Source organism: Citrobacter sp. wls708, from assembly GCF_005281255.1.
In the GTDB taxonomy this organism is placed as follows: Bacteria; Pseudomonadota; Gammaproteobacteria; order Enterobacterales; family Enterobacteriaceae; genus Citrobacter; species Citrobacter werkmanii.
Map to the genome: position 1 here is coordinate 556,770 of NZ_SZXE01000016.1, position 21,398 is coordinate 578,167.

Genomic DNA, 21,398 nt, shown 5'->3' on the forward strand with positions numbered 1-21,398 from the left:
TCCGGCCTGTTATCGCCAGGTCCGGTCAGCGAAGCGCCAGCGGTTATTCACCCGGCCCGATAAAACGGCTTGTCTCCAAGAATTGTCGCCCGGTGCATAATGCGCCGCTGCGGCAGATAATCCGCGTTGGCATAGTGCTGCGTCACGCGATTATCCCAAATCGCCACATCGTTAGGCTGCCAGCGCCAGCGCACCTGGAACTCCGGTTTGGTGATATGCGCGAACAAAAAGCCCAGCAGCGCCTCGCTCTCTTTTTCCGTCACATCGACAATTCGCGTAGTAAACCCTTCATTCACAAACAGCGCTTGCTTGCCACTCACAGGATGGGTACGCACCACCGGATGCAATAACGGTGGATGTTTGGCGACCGCCTCCAGCCAGCGCTGATGCTCCTCTGGCGTCTGGCGATATTTATATTCCTGAAATGATTTACGAAAATCATGCTCTGCCCGCAGGCCGCTCAGCAGCTGGCGAAACGGCTGTGAAAGAGCATCATAAGCAGCAATCCCGCTGGTCCACAGGGTGTCTCCGCCTGTCGATGGCAGCTCTTTCGCCGCCAGAATCGCACCGGCGGGCGGCGTGTCAATAAACGTCACATCAGTGTGCCAGTTGTCGTTATCGGGCGGATTATCGTTGTGGGTATCCAGCACGATTATTTCGTCCACCCCTTCGGCATGTGGGTAGACCGGGTGAATATGCAGGTCGCCAAAACGTAGCGCCAGCGCGCGCTGCTGCTGTGGCGTAATCACCTGCTCGCGCAGGAACACCACCTGATGGCGCAATACAGCATGATAAAGCTGTTCAAACTGGTTATCGCTTAATGGGCGCGTTAAATCCGCGCCGGTAATTTGTGCGCCAATGTATGGCCCCAGCGGGGTAATGCTCAGACGTTCACTCATTGTACTTCTCCATGCCAGGGCGTCAGACGGCGCTGAAGCGCGCGCAGACCCAGCTCTAAAATAAACGCGATAACGGCAATTACCGCGATCCCCGCCAGCACAACATCCGTTGCCAGAAACTCACCGGCTGATTGCACCATGAATCCTAAACCTCGCGTCGCGGCAATCAGCTCCGCCGCCACCAGGGTCGACCACCCCACGCCCAGTCCAATGCGCAGTCCGGTCAAAATCTCCGGCAAGGCACCTGGTAAAATCACAAACCACAGCACCTGCGCACGGCTGGCCCCCAGCGACTGCGCGGCCCGGATTCTCACCTGCTGCGCACTTTTTACGCCCGCCAGCGCCGACATCGCCACAGGGGCGAAAATCGCCAGGTAAATCAGCAGGATCTTGGAGGTTTCACCAATACCAAACCAGATAACCATCAGCGGCAAATAGGCCAATGGCGGAACCGGACGATACAATTCAATGATTGGATCGAGAATGCCGTGAATCGTCGGACTCAGCCCCATGGCGATACCGACCGGAATCCCCAACAGCACCGCCGCCAGCAGCGCGATAACAATACGCGTCAAACTCGCCGCCAGATGCTGCCACAGCGTGGCATCCATAAACCCCTGCGGCCCGGCAATACTGATGAGCTTTTGCAAAACCTGGCCCGGCGGCGGCAGAAACAACGGGCTGATTAACTGCAGCGCCGCCACCGTCCACCACAGCGCCAAAATGACGGCCAGCGTACCGAGGCTTAAAGTCATCTGGCGCGAGAACGGCCAACGCCAGTTCAGCGCCCGTGGGCGGCGGGGTTTGTCATTAATCACCACGCTCATGAGAAGGCCTCCCGTTGTTCAAAGACACGACTTAACACATACTCGCGCATGGCGATAAACTGCGGATCGGACTTAATGCTGCGACTCGCCTCTCCGGCCACAAAACGCCGGGCGAAATTAAGCGGCAGTCGTTCCAGCACCCGGCCAGGGCCTGGCGACAGCAATACCAGTTCCGTGGCCATAAACACCGCTTCTTCGATATCATGGGTAATCAACAGCACCTGTTTCCCCGTTTCATGCCAAAGTTTCAGCAGCAGGGTTTGCATCTGCTCGCGGGTAAAGGCGTCGAGCGCGCCAAACGGCTCATCGAGTAGCAACAACTGCGGGTTGGCCGCCAGCGCCCGGGCAATGCCGACGCGCTGACGCTGCCCACCGGAAAGCTGCCAGATAAAGCGTTTTTCCGCGCCCTCCAGCCCCACTTTCTGCAACATTTCCTGAGCAATACGCTGACGCTGCGGCTTCTCCATGCCCGTCAGTTGCAGACCGAAGGTGACGTTGTCCTGCACGTTGCGCCAGGGCAACAGACCTTCATTCTGAAACACCACTCCACGTTCTGCGCCAGGTCCTTCGACCTTACTGCCCGCCAGCATAATGCTGCCGTGTTGATACGGTACAAATCCGGCAATCAGATTTAACAATGTGGTTTTCCCACAACCGGAAGGTCCCAGCACCACCAGCAGTTCACCGCTATCGAGCGTCAGGTTGATATCCTCAAGCACCGGTTTGCCGCCGTAACTGGCATTAAGATGAGAGATTTGCAGCATCAGCGACCCCTTTATTGCACGAAACGATCGGTCACGTACTGGCTATAATCCGTCGCTACGGCGGGCACTTTGCCCTGCTCTTTAAGGAACTGCGCGGTGTCGATAATCGCTTTATTTACCGGTCCGGTAAGCTCGGCGGTTTGCTGCTGCGGAGTCAGATAGGTGTTACCTTTCACCAGCCCCGGCACATCCGCCTCTGGCACACCGCTTAAGCGCGCCAGCTTGCTGATATTCTCCGGTTGTTTGAGCCAGGCATCCGGGTTGGCGATATAGGGCTGCTGCGCATCGATGGCGCTTTTCGCAAATGCTTTCACTACCTCAGGGTATTTCTCGGCAAAATCTTTGCGTACCACCCACACGTCCAGCGTTGGCGCCCCCCATTCACCGACTTTTTCCGAGTCAGTCAGTACCTTGCCGTCTTTTTCCAGCGCATTGACTGCAGGCGCCCAGACGTACGCGCCGTCAATATCTCCGCGCTGCCAGGCGGCAATAATCGCCGGTGGCTGAAGGTTCACAATCTCTACCTGGCCGGGTTTAATCCCCCAATGTTTCAGCGCTGCCAGCAGGCTGTAATGGGTGGTGGAAATAAACGGCACGGCAATGCGCTTACCAATCAAATCTTCCGGTTTACTGATGTTTTTCTTCACCACCAGCGCTTCAGAATTGCCGAGCTTTGATGCCAGCAGGAAAACCTCAATCGGCACCTGCTGACTGGCCGCTACCGCCAGCGGGCTGGAGCCGAGGTTACCGATCTGTACGTCGCCGGATGCCAACGCGCGGACAATACTCGCGCCGCTGTCAAACTTGCGCCAGTCAACGGTGGCTCCGCTCTCTTTAGCAAAAGTGTTATCCGCCTGCGCCACTTTGGCGGGTTCGGCGGAAGTTTGATACGCGACAGTGACGTTCACCGCCTGCGCCTGAAATGCGATGAATGCCAGTGCGGCAAGAAGTGCGTTACGCGATGAATTAGCCATGATTGTCTGCTCCCCTGTCTTGTTATAGGAGGCAGTATTTCGTTGCAGCCCACTTTGATAAAGGAATTAAAAATTCTGGCTAAGAACAAAGCGTTTTTAGAAAAAAACCGGCAATAGTTAGCTCAAAAATGCATGTAATCGTAGGCCGGATAAGGTGCTTGCGCCGCCATCCGGCAATGAATGCCTGATGCGCTACGCTTATCAGGCCTACTCTCGCTGCACAGCCTGTAAATTATTGCGATTTTGTTACATTCGTTACATAACTGCGCCTGGATGATTGCCAGCGCTGCGCTGGCAGGCATCATAGACGCTATTGTCAGGCAAGAGAGCAATATCATGATTCATGTTGTGCTGGTGGATGACCATGTGGTGGTGCGTTCCGGCTTTGCGCAATTACTCAGTCTCGAAGACGATCTCAACGTCACCGGTCAGTTCAGTAGCGCGGCGGAGGCCTGGCCTGCATTACTGCATGATGACGTCAACGTCGCGGTGATGGACATCGCCATGCCGGATGAAAATGGCCTGAGCCTGTTAAAACGACTGCGGGCGCAGAAGCCCGGTTTTCGCGCCATTATTCTCAGCATTTATGACTCGCCGACGTTTGTACAAAGCGCACTGGATGCTGGCGCCAGTGGCTATCTGACCAAACGCTGTGGACCCGAAGAACTGGTGCAGGCGGTACGATCGGTGGGTATGGGCGGGCATTATCTGTGCGCCGATGCGCTGCGGGCATTACGCGGCGGCGAGCAGCCCGCGCAGGTCCTGGAGGTACTGACCCCGCGCGAGCGCGAAGTGTTTGATCTATTGGTCAAAGGCGACAGCGTGAAAGAAATTGCCTTTAAGCTCGATCTCAGCCACAAAACGGTTCACGTCCACCGCGCGAACGTGCTGGGCAAACTGCAATGCCACAGCACTATCGAGCTGGTGCATTTTGCCCTCGACCACCAGCTACTGACGGGGCATTAATGTCGCGTAACCTTCGTCATTGGGTAATCTCCCTGTTTATTCTGCTGGCCTGGGGATCGGGCTGGTTGATGCTGTGGACGCTGGGGTTTTACCTGACCCACAACGGTCAGCAGGCGGCATTATTCCTGCCACACGGGGTCTATCTTGCTCTGTTGATTCTGCTTTCTCGCCGCTACTGGCCCGCGCTGGTGCTGCCGCCGGTACTGATGCTGTTCTGGCTGCACAGCGAGCAATTATTGAATGGCTATATTTTGCTGGTAGCCCCATTCATTAGCCTTCTTCCGGCAAGCATCGGTCAGTCATACTGGCACCGCTTCCCCCTGTACTGGCAGCGCTTAACACTGCTGCTGGCCGCGGTAACAATTACCTCATTGCTTAATACCGCCCTGCTGTCACCGTTTATCGCAAGCCCGGCAACGTTAATTGGCCTGGCGTCGTTTACCGGCGGCGTGCTGCTGACGCCGTTTGTCTATCTGATCTATGAATTTCTGCGCCAGCAGCACCGTTATCATTTGCTCGGGTTGGATACCACCAATCCCCCGCTGCGCACCTCGCTTATCATCTGGTGCAGCCTGTTTTTTATTATTGGCATTGGCACGCAGATGGTACTGTCGCCGGATATCGAGCGCCTGCTGCTGATCGTGGTGTTTTTACCAAACGTGGTGATGGCATGGAAATTTGGCTGGCAGGGCGGCGTGTTGTCCGGATTGCTCGGCAGCATGATGATCACCATCGCCCGGCAGATAGGCGTGGGGTTCAGTAATCTTCTTGAACTGGAGATTTTTCTCGCGACGCAGGCGTTGCTGGGTATTGGTCTTGGCATCGCCATCAGCCGCCAGCAGCATCTGGCGCAAAACTTGCACCATTATCGCCAGCGTCTGGAAGCCGAACTGGCGGCACGACGTGCGCTGACCGAACAACTGATTCGTACCGAGGAAGACACGCGAAAAAGTTTAGCGCGTGAACTGCATGACGAAATAGGCCAGAACATCACCGCCATCCAGATTCAGACGCAACTGGTCAAACGCGCGCCGGGTCGCGAGCAAACGCTTGAGGCGGCGAATCAGATCAACGATCTTGCCCGGCGCATTCACCACTCCACCCGCCAGCTTCTGCGCCAGTTGCGCCCGCCCGCGCTTGATGAACTGTCTTTCAAAGATGCGCTGTATCATCTGGTGAATGAATTTGCCTTTGCCGAGCGGGGCATCCGCTGCCGATTTAATTACCATCTGGAAAATACGCCAGAAAATGAAACGGTGCGCTTCACGCTGTATCGCCTGATGCAGGAACTACTCAATAACATCTGTAAGCATGCCGATGCCAGCGAGGTATCGATTACGCTACGCCAGCGGGAACACCGCCTGTCACTGGAAGTCGATGACAACGGCGTGGGTATCCTCCCGGAAAAAATCCCCGGTTTCGGTATCCAGGGGATGCGTGAGCGGGTAAGCGCCCTCGGTGGCGAACTCACGCTGGAATCGAACCACGGCACGCGGGTAATTGTTAACCTGCCCACAAATTTGCAACAAACCAGCCGCTAACCAGGAAAAAGTCTTAGTCACTGCGGACTTTCTCTCATCCCCTTTTGCTTTCACTTTCCTATAGTCAGCACAAACGGAGACCGCCATGCACGCACGCGAAACAGACCAACAATACCGGACGCTACGTCCACAATTGCTGATGTGCATGGTGATTGGCTACGCCGCGTTTTATCTGACGCGCAAAAGCGTCAACTATGTACTCCCGGCGCTGCAAACGGATCTGGGGCTGGATAAAGGCGATATCGGTCTGCTGGGATCGCTGTTTTATCTGACCTACGGCCTGTCGAAATTCGCCGCCGGATTGTGGCACGACAGCCATGGGCAGCGCGCATTCATGGGAATAGGCCTGTTCGCCACTGGTGTTTTGAACGTGGTGTTCGCCTTTGGTGAATCGCTGACGCTGCTGCTGGCGGTCTGGACGTTGAACGGATTTTTCCAGGGCTGGGGCTGGCCGCCCTGCGCCCGCCTGCTGACCCACTGGTACTCGCGCAACGAACGCGGCTTCTGGTGGGGTTGCTGGAATATGTCGATCAACATCGGCGGGGCCATCATCCCGCTGATTAGCGCCTTTGCCGCCCTCTGGTGGGGCTGGCAGGCAGCGATGCTGGCACCAGGGATAATCAGCATGGCGTTAGGTATCTGGCTCACCCTGCAACTGAAAGGCACGCCCCAGGAAGAGGGATTACCGACAGTTGGAGAGTGGCGGCACGATCCGCTGGAGCTACGTCAGGAGCAGCAGAGCCCGCCGATGGGGCTGTGGCAAATGTTACGCACCACCATGCTGAAAAATCCGATGATCTGGCTGCTTGGCGTGTCGTATGTACTGGTCTATTTGATCCGCATTGCGCTCAACGACTGGGGCAACATCTGGCTGACGGAAAGCCACGGCGTGAATCTACTCAGCGCCAATGCCACGGTGATGTTGTTTGAAGTCGGCGGCTTGCTCGGCGCGCTATTTGCCGGATGGGGATCGGATCTGCTGTTCAGCGGTCAGCGCGCGCCGATGATATTGCTGTTCACGCTGGGGCTGATGGTCTCCGTCGCCGCCCTGTGGCTGGCCCCGGTGCACCACTATGCGCTGCTGGCAGTGTGTTTCTTTACCGTGGGCTTTTTTGTGTTTGGCCCGCAGATGTTGATTGGTCTGGCTGCTGTCGAATGCGGACACAAAGCGGCGGCAGGTTCAATCACCGGTTTTCTCGGGCTGTTCGCCTATCTGGGGGCCGCGCTGGCGGGTTGGCCGCTGTCGCTGGTCATAGAACACTACGGCTGGTCGGGAATGTTCAGTTTGCTCTCGGTTGCCGCTGTTTTTATGGGTTTATTGCTGATGCCATTGCTCATTGCGGGCATTACCCCTTCTCTCAGTCAAAGGATAAAACAATGAAACTGACGCTTACCTCTACCCTGATTGCCTCCGCTCTGACGCTGGCGGCCTTCAGCAGTGCGGCACAAGCTCAAGGACGTCTGGTGGTGTATTGCAGCGCCACCAACGAGATGTGCGAAACCGAAACCAAAGCCTTCGGCGACAAATATGATGTGAAAACCTCATTTATTCGTAACGGCTCCGGCAGCACGCTGGCGAAGGTCGATGCCGAGAAGAAAAACCCGCAAGCGGATGTGTGGTACGGCGGTACGCTGGATCCACAATCCCAGGCCGGCGAAATGGGCCTGCTGCAGCCGTACAAATCACCTAACCTCGCGCAGATCATGGAGAAGTTCCGCGATCCGGCAAAAGTAAAGGGTAACCTCTCCTCGGCGGTGTATGTCGGTATTCTGGGCTTTGGCGTTAATACTCAACGCCTGAAAGAGAAAAACCTGCCGGTACCGAAATGCTGGAAGGATCTGACCAAACCAGAATACAAAGGGGAAATCCAGATTGCTGACCCACAGAGTTCAGGCACCGCCTACACCGCGCTGGCGACCTTCGCCCAGCTTTGGGGTGAGGATCAGGCTTTTGATTACCTGAAACAGCTCAACGCCAACGTCTCCCAGTACACCAAATCCGGCATTGCTCCGGCGCGTAATGCCGCCCGTGGCGAAACGGCGATCGGCATTGGCTTCCTGCACGACTACTCGCTGGAAAAAGAACAGGGCGCCCCGCTGGAGCTGATCTCCCCGTGCGAAGGCACCGGCTATGAAATTGGCGGCGTCAGCATCCTGAAAGGCGCGCGTAACCTCGACAACGCCAAACTGTTCGTTGATTGGGTGCTGTCGAAAGACGCCCAGGAGTTGGCATGGAAGAAAGGTAAATCCTATCAGATCCTGACCAACACCACCGCCGAGACCTCGCCGAACTCGCTGAAGCTCGACGACCTGAAGCTTATCAACTACGACATGGATAAGTACGGCTCGACCGACGTACGTAAAGCCCTGATCAATAAGTGGGTTAGCGAAGTGAAGATGGGTAAATAAGCCCACGTTGCGTTCATTTGCCGGGTGCGGCGTAAGCGCCCGCCCGGCCTGAAATACCGGAACCGCTATGTCACACACACTTGCACTCCATCCCGTGAAAAAACGGGATGCGATATTTCTTTGGGTTTTGCTCGGCTGGCTGGCGTTTGCCCTGCTGCCAAGCTGGAGCCTGGACTACGGTCTGCTGGAGTCGACGAGCGAAGAAATACTCGCCGCCTACGGCTGGTCACAATTCAATATCAGTTGGTTATGGTATCTGCTACCGAGCCTGCTGCTGGTACGCCCGTTCCATGAAGCCAGACGCGAACAGCGCGGCCGCCATTCTCTTGACGCAGGCTGGGCATTCTTCTGCATGGCCTTTATCGTCGCCAGCGCCACGCTTGAAGGTCGCGGCTTAGGCTATGCCACCATCGTGCTGTTTGTGGCGCTGGGCGCAATTATGACCCTGGCGCTTACCCGTCTGGAATGGCTGGGCGGCGACCGTTTTGTCATCGGCTCGCTGACCGCCATTGTCGCGCTGATCGGTATTTTTATCGTCTGGCCGAGCATCGCTATTTTCATTCCGATGTTCACCAACGACGCCGGGGAATTTGCGCCACTGGCGTTTATGAATGTGCTGTCGCAGGCGCATATCATTCAGGTGATCCTCAACTCGATTATGCTGTCGATTGCCGTCGGCGTCGGCTGTACCTTCTTTGGCCTGGTGCTGGCTATCTACACGACCCGTATCGCCAGACGTAGCGCCATCATCGGACGTATTTTCTCGATTCTGCCGATCGTCACCCCGCCGTTTGTCGTCGGTTTAGGCGTTACGCTGATGATGGGTCGCTCCGGTTACATCACCGAATTTATGGTCGACTGGTTCGGCTTAACCAACACCAACTGGCTGTACGGTTTTACCGGCATCTGGCTGGCGCAGGTGCTGGCCTTTACGCCGATGGCGTTTATGATCCTCGACGGGGCGATCAAGACCATTCATCCGTCGCTGGAAGAAGCGTCATACACCCTGCGTGCCAGCCGCTGGCAGACCTTTAACGGCGTGTTTGTCCCGCTACTGAAACCGGCGCTGGCGAACGCCTTTTTGATTGTGGTGGTACAGTCGCTGGCCGACTTCAGTAACCCGCTGGTGCTCGGCGGTAACTTCGACGTGCTGGCAACGCAAATTTACTTCTATATCACCGGCTCGCAGCTCGATTATCAGGCCGCCAGTACGCTGGGCGCGTTCCTGCTGCTGTTCTCGCTGCTGGTATTCTGTGTGCAGTACATGTGGATCGGCAAGCGCTCCTACGTGACGGTCTCCGGTAAATCCTACCGGGGCGACGTCCAGCCGCTGCCAGTGACGCTGGTGTGGAGCGTGGTTGCGCTGCTGGCGGTGTGGATTGCCTTTAACGCCCTGCTCTACGGCAGCATTTTCTACGGCAGTTTCACCGTTAACTGGGGCGTGGACTACACCCTGACGCTGGCGAACTTTACCAAACTGTTCGGTCAGGGGATGAGCGACGGCGCGTGGCCTTCACTGCTCGACACTCTGCTCTACGCCGGGATTGCCGCGCCGATCACCGCGATCTTTGGTCTGCTGATCGCGTGGATTGTGGTGCGCCAGCAGTTTAAAGGTAAAAAAACCATCGAGTTCACCACCATGCTGTGCTTTGCCGTTCCTGGCACCGTAGCGGGCGTGTCGTACATTCTGGCCTTTAACAGCGCCCCGGTGTACCTCACCGGCACCGCCGCCATCGTGATTATCTCAATGGTGATGCGTAACGTGCCGGTCGGAATTCGGGCGGGCATCGCGGGCTTAGGCCAAATCGATAAATCGCTGGATGAAGCCTCGCTTAGCCTGCGTGCCGGTTCCCTGCGGACCATTACGCATATCCTGCTGCCGCTGCTGCGCCCGGCGATCCTCTCGGCGCTGATCTACAGCTTTGTGCGCGCCATTACCACCGTCAGCGCCATTGTGTTCCTTGTGACGCCGGATACCCGCGTGGCGACGGCCTACATCCTCAACCGCGTGGAAGACGGCGAGTACGGGGTGGCGATTGCCTACGGTTCGATTCTGATCGTGGTGATGCTGGCGATTATTTTCATCTTTGACTGGCTGATCGGCGAATCACGTACCTCCCGTTCAAAAGCTAAAAACCAGGCGTAATGGAGCGCACTATGACTCAGAAAAATTTCGTTGAACTGCGCAACGTCACTAAACGATTTGGCAGCAACACGGTTATCGACAACATCAACCTCACCATTCCTCAGGGGCAAATGGTGACGCTGCTCGGCCCCTCCGGCTGTGGCAAAACCACCATTTTGCGCCTTGTCGCCGGGCTGGAGAAACCGAGTGAAGGCCAGATTTTTATTGATGGCGAAGACGTCACCCATCGTTCCATTCAGCAACGCGATATCTGCATGGTGTTTCAGTCGTATGCTCTGTTTCCGCACATGTCGCTGGGAGAGAACGTCGGCTATGGCCTGAAGATGCTTGGCGTGTCGCGCAGCGAAGTGAAGACGCGGGTGAAAGACGCGCTGGCGATGGTCGATCTGGAGGGGTTCGAAGAGCGCTATGTCGATCAGATCTCCGGCGGTCAGCAGCAGCGCGTGGCACTGGCCCGCGCGTTGATCCTCAAACCGAAGGTGCTGCTGTTTGATGAGCCGCTGAGCAACCTGGACGCCAACCTGCGTCGCAGTATGCGCGACAAGATCCGCGAGCTTCAAAAGCAGTTTGATATCACCTCGCTGTACGTTACCCACGATCAGAGCGAAGCCTTTGCGGTTTCCGATACCGTACTGGTGATGAATAAAGGACACATCATGCAGATCGGTTCGCCGCAGGAGCTCTATCGTCAGCCTGCCTCACGTTTTATGGCGAGTTTCATGGGCGATGCCAACCTGTTTCCGGCCACCTTTAGCGCAGGATACGTTGATATCTACGGCTATCGTTTGCCGCGACCGCCGCACTTTAACGATCACGGAGAAGGGATGGTCGGCGTGCGCCCGGAAGCGATCACGCTCAGCGATCGCGGCGAGGAGAGCCAGCGCTGCGCGATCCGCCACGTCGCCTATATGGGCCCTCAGTATGAAGTCACGGTGGAGTGGCATGGACAGGAGATATTGTTGCAGGTCAACGCCACGCGCCTGCAGCCGGACGTCGGCGAGCAGTATTACCTTGAAATCCACCCGTACGGCATGTTTGTGCTGGCAGATGCGGCATAAGATTTTGTTGCTTTGTAGGTCGGATAAGGCGCTTGCGCCACCATCCGGCAATGCCTGATACGCTGCGCTTATCAGGCCTACAGTGAACGATGTAGGCCTGATAAATTCTCAGCTTCGCGCTTTTAGCGCGGCAATATCCTTCGGCGTGGTGCGACAACACCCGCCGATCAACCGTGCGCCAGCGGCCTGCCACTGCGGCAAATAATCCGCCAACTGCGCACAATGCTCACTGTGATGATGCCAGGTTTTGCTTGCCGCATCATAATGCTCGCCTGAGTTTGGATACACCACCAGCGGCAGCGCCGTTAAGCCGTGCAGATGCTGCAATGCGGCGGTGGTCTTTTCCAGCGCAATACAGTTGATGCCTAACGCCACCACCTGCGGATAACCCGCCAGCAACGACACCACGTCACGCAGCGGCGTACCGTCGCTCAGGTGCTCGCTGTCGCGCAGAGTAAACGAGAACCACGCCCTGGCACGCGGATACGCGGTCAACAGCTCAGCCAGCGCGCCAATCTCGGTAAAATTCGGCAGGGTTTCACAGGCCAGCAGATCGGCCCCGGCATCCAGCAACGCTTCCACGCGCGGACGGTGAAACGCCTGAAATTCCTCAGCGCTACGTTGGTAATCGCCACGATACTCTGATCCATCCGCCAGATACGCGCCATAAGGCCCAACGGAGCCTGCCACCAGCAGCGTACCCGCCTGCGGGTTCTCAGCCAGCCAGGCTTCACGCGCTTTACGCGCCAGCTCCACGCTTTTGCCAATCAGCGCTTTCGACTGCGCTTCATTCAGGCCGCGCGCGGCAAAACCTGCCGGCGTGGCCTGATAGCTGGCGGTGATCACGCATTGCGCCCCCGCCCGGAAATAATCAAGATGCACTTCGCGGATAAGCTGCGGATTTTCGACCAGCACTTTGGCTGACCAGAGGCTGTCTGCTAAATCACAACCGCGCGCTTCCAGCTCCGTCGCCATCGCACCATCCAGTAACAGGAAATCCTGTTTGTCGAGGATGGCGCTTAACGGATTATTCTGCGACATGTTCTGGCTCCTGTTTTGACGGAAATAAGCCCTCACACTATCACAGCCATACCCGCAAGGCTCCGCGCTCACCCGCAATTATGGCGATGCGTCAACCCTCCACCAGACGCAGATGCCCGCGTCGGGCACTCACCACCAAACGATCGCTTAAGCACCGTTAGCCGGCATCGACATCTGCGATTTACGGCTCATCAGGATAAATACCGCCAGGCCCGCCAGCAAAATCCCCGGCGCAGACGCCGCCATCACGCCCACCGTTCCAGTGCCCAGCGCTAACATTTTCCCGGCCAGCAGCGGGCCGCTCATCGCGCCCAAACGTCCGACAGCAACGGCGGTGCCCACGCCTGTGGCGCGAATCTGCGTGTTGTAAAATAACGGCGCCAGCGCATACAACACGCTTTGCCCACCAGTGGCAAACATCCCCGCCACAAATCCCGCCATCAGCATGCCGCTGAATGTCGACACCGTCCCCAGCGCCAGCAGCGAAGCCAACATCCCGGTGTAGATCAGCAGCGACATCACCACCGGACGCAGTTTGTCCATCAACGCCCCGAGAATTAACGTCCCGCTGGCTGCACCGATTTGCAGAGCAAACATCACGCCTGCCGCCTGCGAGGGTTGAAATCCCTGCTCCACCAGCAGCATCGGCAGCCAGTTGATCAGCATATACACCACCAGCAGGGTGAAGAAATAGCACAGCCACAGCAGCAGCGTAGCGCTCGCTGCTGCTGGCGCAAACAGGGCGCGCAACGGCGCGGCAGCTACCTGCGTTTGTTGGGTATAAACCTGCGATTCCGGCAGCCAGCGCATCAACAGCGGAACCAGCAGCAGCGGGATCACCCCGCCAACCCAGAACACCGTTTGCCAGGCGGAGGCGAGACAGCTAAACCCAAGCGCCGCCGCCAGCGCCGCGCCAATCGGCACGCCGCAGTACATCAGGCTCACCGCCGTACCGCGAAAACGTGGCCCCGCCGCTTCGGAGGTCAGCGCGATCAGATTCGGCAATGCCGCGCCCAGCCCGACGCCGGTCATCAGACGGGCAACTACTAGCGACGAGAAATCCCAGGAAATCGCCGTCGCCAGCGAGAACAGGCCGAACAGCGCCACGGAGGCAATGAGAATGCGCTTGCGACCATAGCGATCGGCCAGCATACCGCCCACCAACGCGCCGGGCAGCAGCCCGAGAATACCGGCGCTGAAGATCCAGCCCATCTGCATTTTATCCAGCGCAAACGCCTGAGCGATACCGACGGCAGCGATCCCGGCGGCCTGGAGATCCAGCCCTTCCATCAGGGCGACTAAAAAACACAGCCCGACGGTCAACGTCAGGCGCCAGGATGCGGGGGTACGGGTAGTCATAAGATGTACCTCTGAGGTCACGATGCAGGTGAATCGCGGCTGATACGTTGCCAGCCGCGTAATCATTTTTATTTGCTGTGGCGCAGATCCAGCGCCACGTCGACGATCATATCTTCCTGGCCACCCACCATTCGGCGCTTGCCCAGTTCAACCAGAATATCAACCGCGCTCAGGCCATAACGCGCCGCCGCCACTTCACAATGACGCAGGAAGCTGGAGTACACCCCGGCATAGCCCAGCGCCAGCGTTTCGCGATCCACCCGCACCGGGCGGTCCTGCAGCGGACGCACCAGATCGTCGGCAGCATCCATCAGCGCATACAGATCGGTGCCATGCTGCCAGCCGAGCTTATCCGCAGCAGCGATAAACACTTCCAGCGGCGCATTGCCCGCGCCTGCGCCCATCCCCGCCAGGCTGGCGTCGATACGATCGCAGCCCTCTTCCACCGCAGCAATCGAGTTCGCCACACCGAGACTGAGGTTGTGGTGCGCATGCATTCCGGTTTCCGTCTCCGGCTTCAGTACCGCTTTCAGGGCGCGGAAGCGGGCGCGAATATCACTCATGTTCATCGCCCCGCCGGAATCGACCACGTAGATACAAGTCGCGCCGTAGGTTTCCATCAGCTTCGCCTGCAGCGCCAGATTTTCCGGCGTGGTCATGTGGCTCATCATCAGAAAGCCGACGGTATCCATACCCAGCTCGCGCGCATACTGAATATGCTGGGCCGACACGTCCGCTTCGGTGCAGTGGGTCGCCACGCGTACCACCCGCGCCCCGGCCTGATACGCATTTTTCAGGTCGTGAATAGTACCGATCCCCGGCAGTAACAGCGTGGCGATCTTAGCGTGCTGCACCACGTCTGCCGCCGCTTCAATCCACTCGAGATCGCTGTGCGCGCCAAAGCCGTAGTTAAAGCTGGAACCTTGTAAACCGTCGCCATGCGCCACTTCAATAGAATCGACCCGCGCATCGTCCAGCGCTTTCGCAATCTGGCGCACGTTTTCCAGCGAATACTGGTGACGAATGGCGTGCATACCGTCACGCAGGGTCACGTCAGAGATATAGAGTTTTTTACCGTTCATGCTGCTTCTCCTGCCTGACGGGTGAGTGACTGCGCCATCTTCTCAGCGGTCGCCAGCGCGCTGGAGGTCATTATGTCGAGGTTGCCCGCATAGGCAGGTAAATAGTGCGCTGCGCCTTCCACTTCCAGATATACCGCGGTTTTGAGCCCGGAAAACTGGCCGATACCCGGCAGATTCACCGGTTTATCCTGCGGGATAACTTCAAACTGTACGCGCTGTTTCAGGCGATAACCCGGCACATAGGCCTGTACCGCCGCCGCCATCTCGTTGATAGACGCTTCAACTTCAATCTCGGAGGCCGCTTCGCTTAGCACATACACTGTGTCACGCATCATCAGCGGCGGTTCGGCCGGGTTGAGCACAATGATGGCTTTACCTTTTTCGGCGCCGCCGACCACTTCAATCGCCTTTGAGGTGGTTTCGGTGAACTCATCAATATTGGCGCGAGTGCCCGGTCCCGCAGATTTACTGGCGATCGAGGCAATAATTTCGGCGTAATGGACTTTTGCCACGCGAGAGACAGCCGCCACCATCGGAATGGTCGCCTGCCCGCCGCAAGTCACCATATTGACGTTCTGCTGATCAACGTTAGCCTCCAGATTCACCACCGGCACGCAGTATGGACCGATCGCCGCGGGCGTCAGGTCGATCAGGCGGATCCCCGGTTTAATGGCGCGCAGCGCGGCGTCGTTCTTCACATGTGCGCCCGCGCTGGTGGCATCAAACACGATGTCGATATCGGCAAATTCCGGCATGGCAATAAGCCCAGTCACCCCTTCATGGGTGGTGGCAACACCCATACGTCTGGCGCGTGCCAGACCATCGGATTGCGGGTCAATACCGACCATCACCGCCATCTCCAGATGCACGCCGTGGCGCAGAATTTTAATCATCAAATCGGTGCCGATGTTGCCGGAGCCGATAATGGCGACTTTACGCTTACTCATGACTGACTTCCTTTTGTAACCGCCGCTGAAAAAGTGGCGGCAACTGAACCAATACCGTCGATATGGGCTTCAAAACGATCGCCCGCATTCACTGATACCATCGGGCCTAACGCCCCGGTGAGAATGATGTCCCCCGCACGCAGCGGCTCGCCGAGGCTGGCCATTTTGCGCGCCAGCCAGACGGCGGCGTTGATCGGATGTCCCAGACATTCGCTGCCGCGCCCACTGGAGACCTCTTCGTTATTGCGCGTCATTTTCATTGCGCAATTTTTCAGATCTAACCCGGCCGGACGCTGCGCCGGCCCGCCGACCACATACACACCGCAGGAGGCATTATCCGCCACGGTATCAACAAACTTTATTGACCAGTCGCGGATACGACTGCCGACCACTTCGAGCGCGGGCAGCACCCACTCGATGGCGTTATACAGCTCATCAAAAGTGGTGTCGGCATTGGGTAGATCGCGGTTCAGCACCAGCGCGATTTCCGCTTCAATGCGGGGTTGCAGTACACGTGAAAACGGAATGGTGTCGTTATCGCCGTAGCACATGTCGGCAAACAGCGTGCCGAAATCCGGCTGATCGACGCCCAGCTGTTGTTGCACTTTCGGGTGCGTCAGCCCCACTTTGCGCCCGACCACGCGCCGCCCGCGCGCCACGTTGTCCTGCACGTTGATGCGCTGAATGGCATAGGCCGCTTCGGCATTGTCCACGCCAATCAGTTCACGCAGCGGGGCGATAGCTTCTCCTTTTTCCTCTGCCAGGCGTAAATCGGCGGCTAACTGCTCAAGATTAAGATTCGTCATGTCCGTTCCTTAAGGGCGTGCGAGGAAGTTCAGCACCAGTTGGTTAAAGGCATCCGCATGTTCCCACTGCGCCCAGTGCCCGCAGTCGCGGTAGATGTGCAGTTCAGAACCGGCAATCCCGGAGAGCAGGCGCAGACCGGCGTCCATCGGCACGAACCGGTCGTTGCGGCCCCAGACAATCAGGGTCTGGGCCTTGATTTCACCCAGACGCGGGCTGAAGTCAGGGAACTGTTTCGGGTTGGCTTCCAGACTCTGGACAAAGTTGTCCAGGTGATCGCGGCGCGACAGCATGTTATTCAGGCGCGCCTCAAACAGCGCTTCAGTCAGGTCACTGGTGTCGAAGACAAAAATCTCCATCATCAGCTTCAGATTTTCGATGGTCGGCTCACGATATAGCTGATTCAGACGCTTGATGCCTTCGGTCGGCATCGGGGTAAACAGGCTCATGCCGCCCGTTCCACCGCCCATCAGCACCAGCTTGCCCACGCGCTCCGGCCAGCTCAAAGTAAACGCCACTGCACTGTGGCCACCCATTGAGTTGCCCAGCAAGTGGATTTTCTGAATATCCAGTTGATCGACCACGCTTTTCAGAATGCGAGCGTTGAGATCGGATCGTGACCCGCGGTTAACGATCCCATCGCTTTTCCCCCAGCCAGGACAATCCAGCAGGATTACCCGGTATCCGGCCTCAACCAGCGGATCGATGTTGCGGCTGAAGTTCGCCCAGCCCGTCGCGCCAGGACCTGAGCCGTGCAGTAGCACCACGGTCTCTTCGCCCTGCCCACAGTCATTGAAATGCACGCGTAAGGTTTCGCCTGCTTCCTGCACCTCCAGAAAACGGCTGGTGGCGGCTTCGGTTTGCGGTTGGTAAGTCATGCTCTTCTCCTGCATATTCAGTTCTGTTTCAGTTCTGTGTGGTGGCGCTCAGGGAGCCGAATCCGGCGATCCACTCCGGGATCGGGCGATAATAACGACCTTCGCTGCGCCAGTTGCCAAAGGCAGAAATGGCGGCGAAGGCGGCAACCCAGGTTTTCACTTCGTGCGTTGATTTGCCCGCCATCGCGGATAGCTCTTCATTGCTGACCGCGTCCAGCTCCTGCAAACGCCCCTGCTCAAGCAGGGTCATAAAGCGGTTATCCCAGACGGGGTTAAGCGGGTGCAGCGTGTGCTGGTCTTGCACAAATTTCTCGGCGGCACTGATCACTCGCTGCTGGCGCAATTCACGCTCGTTTTCGGGTAACTGTTTGCCGCTGCCGAGCAGGCGGTCGCGCATATGGGCATCGGCCTTTGCCAGCTCCGGCACCGGTGGCTGATGCGACAGGCCGCCGGAACCTAAAAACAGCACGCGTTTATTCAGCGAACTGGCGAAACGACCAATGGCTTCACCGAGCATGCGGGTACGCTGAAAGCCCGGCAGCGGCGTGGCGACGCCGTTAATAAACACCGGTAACACCGGGGCCTTATCCAGACCGCCGAGCAAAAACTCCAGCGGCTGCGCAAAGCCGTGATCGACCTGCATGTTGTAGGACACGGCAAGATCGATACCGCTTTTCATCACCGCATGGGCGCAGGCCTCAGCGAGATCGGTGGGCACCGGCAGTTCCCCGGCGGCGCTGCCGAAATCGCCGATTGCGGTGGCTCCTACGCCTAAACAAAACGGCGGCATCACATCGTAGAAAAAACCGTTGTAGTGATCGGGGGCAAACAGCACCACCAGCTCAGGATCGAACGCCGCAATACGTGCGCGGGCGCTGGCGATCACGCCGTTAACTTCATCGAGCACGACCTGCGCCGGGTCGACATAGCCCACCAGCGGCGAGTGGGAAAGACAGTGAAGATAAGCGTGCATATCAGGCTACCTTTTCAACAGGAAGATCGGTATTTACGCGGGTGAGCGTCATCACCGACGCCAGTTTATTCAGGGTGTTGCCCAGGGTTTGCGGAATAGCGATGGCAGCGACAAAGCGGTCCGGGCGTATCACCACCAGCGCGGCATTGTGTTGGGCAAACCACGCGCGCAGACGGTTTTGCGTATCGCCAATGCGGGTAACGCCGTCATGGTTATCCTGATCGGTATGTATCTGCGTATCCGGCACCACCTGGATAAACCGCGTCCCCAGCGCCTGCCACTGCTGGATCTGCGCTTCACTCATGCCCCATAGCGGATTACAGCCCCAGCCAATCACCGCGAAATTCGGGCCGATGACGTTGTCGAGCAACGTCACTTCGCCGGTTTCCAGCGTGACCTTCGGCTGGATAAACATCTTGCCGACTGGCGAGGTTTTCGCGTCACCTTCACGCACCAACGCCCCGATGTGGTACTGCGGCATCGGCTTAAAGCGCATTTCAAGGAAGTAACGTTTGACCGGCGGAATGTAGTTCAACAGCCAGGAAACTCCGTCGCGCACCGCGCCGTGCCAGCGTTTTGGCGGCGCCAGCACGTTGCCTGCGGTAACCGACAAATCGATCATCGCTTTGGCATGATCGCGGCGCTCCTGCTGGTAGGTATCCAGCAGCGCATCACCGGCTTTGCTATTAATCACCAGCGCCAGTTTCCACGCCAGATTGAAGGCATCGCGCATACCGCTGTTGTACCCCTGCCCTTGCCAGACCGGCATAATGTGCGCCGCGTCACCCGCCAGCAGCACACGGTCAATACGAAAGCGTTCGGCCAGCCGGGCGTTATGGGTGTACACGCGCTGGCGGATCAGCTCGACGTTATCCGGGTTCGGCAGCACTTTGCTCAAGAGTTGGCGCATATTCTGCGGCTCGCTAAGCTGGGCTTCGGTTTCCCCCGGCATCACCATAAATTCAAAGCGGCGCACCGCATGCGGCAGCGCGGCAGAAACATACGGGCGCACCGGATCGCAGCACAGGTACACATGCGGCGTACTCAGCGGATCGTTGGCGATATCCACTACAATCCACTGATTCGGCGCGGTTTTACCTTCAAATGGCACATTCAGCGAGCGCCTGACGTTGCTGGCGCCACCGTCGCAGGCCACCAGCCACTGGGCCTTCACCGTTTCCCGCTGGCCGTCCGGCGCTTTCAGGTTCAGCGTCACTTCACCATTTTGCTGGCTGAAGGCTTCCAGTTCGCGAGAAAACAGGCAACGCACGTTGGGGAAACGCGACAGCCCTTCCAGCATCACCGCATCCACCTGCGGCTGAATGAACGCATTGCGGCGCGACCAGCCAAATTCGTCGGTCATCGGCTGGATATCGGCAAAGCAGCGGCCTTTCGGGGTAAGAAAGCGCATCGCGTGCCACGGCGTGGTATGTGGCAAAACGTTCTCGACCAGACCAACGGACTGCATGGTGCGCAGCGCTTCATCGTCAATACCGATGGCGCGGGGATAGTCGATCAGCGTGTCGAGCTTCTCTACCACCAGCACCTCAATGCCCATCTGGCCAAGATAGTTCGCCATCATCAGCCCTACCGGGCCGGCTCCAGCAATGGCTACCTGCGCGGTGTGCTGCACTGCGGGTTGGATATCAGGATTTATAGTTGTCATTTCAGAACCTCACTACTCGGACAAAACGCAATTGCAGGCCCTGGTGAGGCGCAATTTGTTTTGTTAAAAATATGTGAATAATTTTTATTGTGCGGTCAGTATAGAAGTGAGTTTTTGCGCTACAATCAAAACATGCCTGGATGTGCACTAAGTGCACAACGTTGTTTTACCTATATATTTGTCAATGAATATGAAAAGTGACGACGGTACCGAATACAAAACCGTGCGCGGGTTAACGCGCGGGTTAATGTTATTAAATATGTTAAATCGGCTTGACGGCGGGGCCAGCGTTGGCCTGCTGGCAGAGCTGAGCGGCCTGCACCGCACCACGGTCAGACGTCTGCTGGAAACGTTGCAGGATGAGGGTTACGTCCGGCGCAGCCTGTCCGATGACAGCTTTCGCTTAACCATTAAAGTCCGTCAGCTCAGCGAGGGATTTCGTGATGAGCAGTGGATTTCTGCGCTCGCCGCTCCGCTGTTGGGGGATTTGCTGCGCGAAGTCATCTGGCCGACCGACGTGTCCACGCTGGACGTTGACGCGATGGTAGTGCGTGAAACCACCCACCGCTTCAGCCGCCTGTCGTTTCACCGGGCAATGGTCGGACGTCGTTTACCGCTGTTAAAAACCGCATCCGGCCTGACCTGGCTGGCATTTTGCCCGGAGAATGAACGTCAGCAACTGATTGAAATGCTGGCCTCAAGACCAGGAGAAGAGTTCCAGTTAGCCCGCGAACCGCTGAAGCTCGACGCTATTCTGGCCCGCGCACGTAAAGACGGCTTTGGACAGAACTATCGCGGGTGGGATCAGGAAGAAAAAATCGCCTCCATCGCCGTTCCCATCCGCAGCGAACAGCGGGTTATTGGTTGCCTGAACCTGGTGTATATGGCCAGCGCCATGACCATCGAGCAGGCAGCGGAAAAGCATCTTCCGGCCTTACAAAAAGTGGCGAAACAGATAGAGGACGGCGTGGAGTCACAAGAGATTTTGGTTGCCGGGAGGTGAAGTAGATCACATTTGTTGGCGGATTATCCAAAGCTTAAATAACCTTCCGCATTCCCGGTCT

Annotated in this window: 19 protein-coding genes; 7 read left to right on the plus strand and 12 right to left on the minus strand. The window is 57.5% G+C overall.

What is annotated here, in order from left to right; all coding sequences use genetic code 11:
• Positions 1 to 47: 47 nt before the first annotated feature.
• Genes tauD through tauA form a run of 4 tightly spaced genes read right to left on the minus strand, consistent with a single transcriptional unit; the run spans position 48 to position 3,464 of the window.
• A complete protein-coding gene (tauD, locus tag FDW97_RS12380) occupies positions 48 to 899 on the minus strand; it encodes a taurine dioxygenase (RefSeq protein ID WP_038638080.1) in 852 nt (283 codons plus the stop codon).
• Positions 896 to 1,726 carry a taurine ABC transporter permease TauC gene (gene tauC / locus FDW97_RS12385; protein WP_137351101.1) on the minus strand — a complete coding sequence of 277 codons (831 nt, stop codon included), beginning with the start codon at positions 1,724 to 1,726 and terminating at the stop codon, positions 896 to 898. The genes tauD and tauC overlap by 4 nt, the downstream gene beginning before the upstream one ends.
• The gene (gene tauB, locus FDW97_RS12390; protein WP_069323927.1) at positions 1,723 to 2,490 is read right to left on the minus strand and encodes a taurine ABC transporter ATP-binding subunit; all 768 of its coding nucleotides are present in this window, start codon (positions 2,488 to 2,490) and stop codon (positions 1,723 to 1,725) included. The genes tauC and tauB overlap by 4 nt, the downstream gene beginning before the upstream one ends.
• A gap of 11 nt (positions 2,491 to 2,501) precedes the next feature.
• Positions 2,502 to 3,464: a taurine ABC transporter substrate-binding protein gene (gene tauA, locus FDW97_RS12395; RefSeq protein ID WP_069323926.1), complete on the minus strand. Its 963-nt coding sequence runs from the start codon at positions 3,462 to 3,464 to the stop codon at positions 2,502 to 2,504.
• 336 nt (positions 3,465 to 3,800) lie between these two features.
• On the opposite strand from tauA, the gene FDW97_RS12400 reads away from it, so the two are divergent.
• The 6 genes from FDW97_RS12400 (at position 3,801) to fbpC (ending at position 11,584) form a co-directional block, all read left to right on the plus strand.
• Complete coding sequence (locus FDW97_RS12400) at positions 3,801 to 4,430, plus strand: response regulator transcription factor (RefSeq protein WP_038638064.1); 630 nt, start codon at positions 3,801 to 3,803, stop codon at positions 4,428 to 4,430.
• Positions 4,430 to 5,971 carry an MASE1 domain-containing protein gene (locus tag FDW97_RS12405; RefSeq protein ID WP_137351102.1) on the plus strand — a complete coding sequence of 514 codons (1,542 nt, stop codon included), beginning with the start codon at positions 4,430 to 4,432 and terminating at the stop codon, positions 5,969 to 5,971. The genes FDW97_RS12400 and FDW97_RS12405 overlap by 1 nt, the downstream gene beginning before the upstream one ends.
• Positions 5,972 to 6,056: 85 nt before the next feature.
• On the plus strand, positions 6,057 to 7,352 hold the full coding sequence (gene uhpC, locus FDW97_RS12410) for an MFS transporter family glucose-6-phosphate receptor UhpC (protein WP_038638059.1): 1,296 nt from the start codon (positions 6,057 to 6,059) through the stop codon (positions 7,350 to 7,352).
• Positions 7,349 to 8,380, plus strand: a complete 1,032-nt coding sequence (locus tag FDW97_RS12415) for an ABC transporter substrate-binding protein (RefSeq protein ID WP_069323924.1) — start codon at positions 7,349 to 7,351, stop codon at positions 8,378 to 8,380. Before uhpC ends, FDW97_RS12415 begins: the two co-directional genes overlap by 4 nt.
• 67 nt (positions 8,381 to 8,447) lie before the next feature.
• On the plus strand, positions 8,448 to 10,526 hold the full coding sequence (locus FDW97_RS12420) for an iron ABC transporter permease (protein WP_137351103.1): 2,079 nt from the start codon (positions 8,448 to 8,450) through the stop codon (positions 10,524 to 10,526).
• Between the two features lie 11 nt (positions 10,527 to 10,537).
• Positions 10,538 to 11,584 carry a ferric ABC transporter ATP-binding protein gene (fbpC, locus tag FDW97_RS12425; protein WP_085047664.1) on the plus strand — a complete coding sequence of 349 codons (1,047 nt, stop codon included), beginning with the start codon at positions 10,538 to 10,540 and terminating at the stop codon, positions 11,582 to 11,584.
• A gap of 108 nt (positions 11,585 to 11,692) precedes the next feature.
• On the opposite strand, the gene mmuM is transcribed toward fbpC, so the two are convergent.
• From mmuM to FDW97_RS12465, 8 genes are all read right to left on the minus strand, one after another.
• The gene (gene mmuM / locus FDW97_RS12430) at positions 11,693 to 12,625 is read right to left on the minus strand and encodes a homocysteine S-methyltransferase (RefSeq protein ID WP_137351104.1); all 933 of its coding nucleotides are present in this window, start codon (positions 12,623 to 12,625) and stop codon (positions 11,693 to 11,695) included.
• A 147-nt stretch (positions 12,626 to 12,772) separates the two neighbouring features.
• Complete coding sequence (gene mhpT, locus FDW97_RS12435) at positions 12,773 to 13,984, minus strand: 3-(3-hydroxy-phenyl)propionate transporter MhpT (RefSeq protein WP_137351105.1); 1,212 nt, start codon at positions 13,982 to 13,984, stop codon at positions 12,773 to 12,775.
• A gap of 68 nt (positions 13,985 to 14,052) precedes the next feature.
• Positions 14,053 to 15,066 carry a 4-hydroxy-2-oxovalerate aldolase gene (gene mhpE, locus FDW97_RS12440; RefSeq protein ID WP_137351106.1) on the minus strand — a complete coding sequence of 338 codons (1,014 nt, stop codon included), beginning with the start codon at positions 15,064 to 15,066 and terminating at the stop codon, positions 14,053 to 14,055.
• Positions 15,063 to 16,013 carry an acetaldehyde dehydrogenase gene (gene mhpF / locus FDW97_RS12445; protein ID WP_137351107.1) on the minus strand — a complete coding sequence of 317 codons (951 nt, stop codon included), beginning with the start codon at positions 16,011 to 16,013 and terminating at the stop codon, positions 15,063 to 15,065. Before mhpF ends, mhpE begins: the two co-directional genes overlap by 4 nt.
• The gene (gene mhpD / locus FDW97_RS12450; RefSeq protein ID WP_069323919.1) at positions 16,010 to 16,819 is read right to left on the minus strand and encodes a 2-keto-4-pentenoate hydratase; all 810 of its coding nucleotides are present in this window, start codon (positions 16,817 to 16,819) and stop codon (positions 16,010 to 16,012) included. Before mhpD ends, mhpF begins: the two co-directional genes overlap by 4 nt.
• Before the next feature lie 9 nt (positions 16,820 to 16,828).
• The gene (gene mhpC / locus FDW97_RS12455) at positions 16,829 to 17,695 is read right to left on the minus strand and encodes a 2-hydroxy-6-oxonona-2,4-dienedioate hydrolase (protein WP_069323918.1); all 867 of its coding nucleotides are present in this window, start codon (positions 17,693 to 17,695) and stop codon (positions 16,829 to 16,831) included.
• A gap of 28 nt (positions 17,696 to 17,723) precedes the next feature.
• On the minus strand, positions 17,724 to 18,668 hold the full coding sequence (gene mhpB, locus FDW97_RS12460) for a 2,3-dihydroxyphenylpropionate/2,3-dihydroxicinnamic acid 1,2-dioxygenase (RefSeq protein WP_085047666.1): 945 nt from the start codon (positions 18,666 to 18,668) through the stop codon (positions 17,724 to 17,726).
• Between the two features lies 1 nt (position 18,669).
• The gene (locus tag FDW97_RS12465; protein ID WP_137351108.1) at positions 18,670 to 20,334 is read right to left on the minus strand and encodes a bifunctional 3-(3-hydroxy-phenyl)propionate/3-hydroxycinnamic acid hydroxylase; all 1,665 of its coding nucleotides are present in this window, start codon (positions 20,332 to 20,334) and stop codon (positions 18,670 to 18,672) included.
• A 190-nt stretch (positions 20,335 to 20,524) separates the two neighbouring features.
• Here FDW97_RS12465 and FDW97_RS12470 point away from each other — a divergent pair, with 190 nt between their 5' ends.
• On the plus strand, positions 20,525 to 21,337 hold the full coding sequence (locus tag FDW97_RS12470) for a DNA-binding transcriptional regulator (protein WP_051594508.1): 813 nt from the start codon (positions 20,525 to 20,527) through the stop codon (positions 21,335 to 21,337).
• Positions 21,338 to 21,398: the final 61 nt, after the last annotated feature.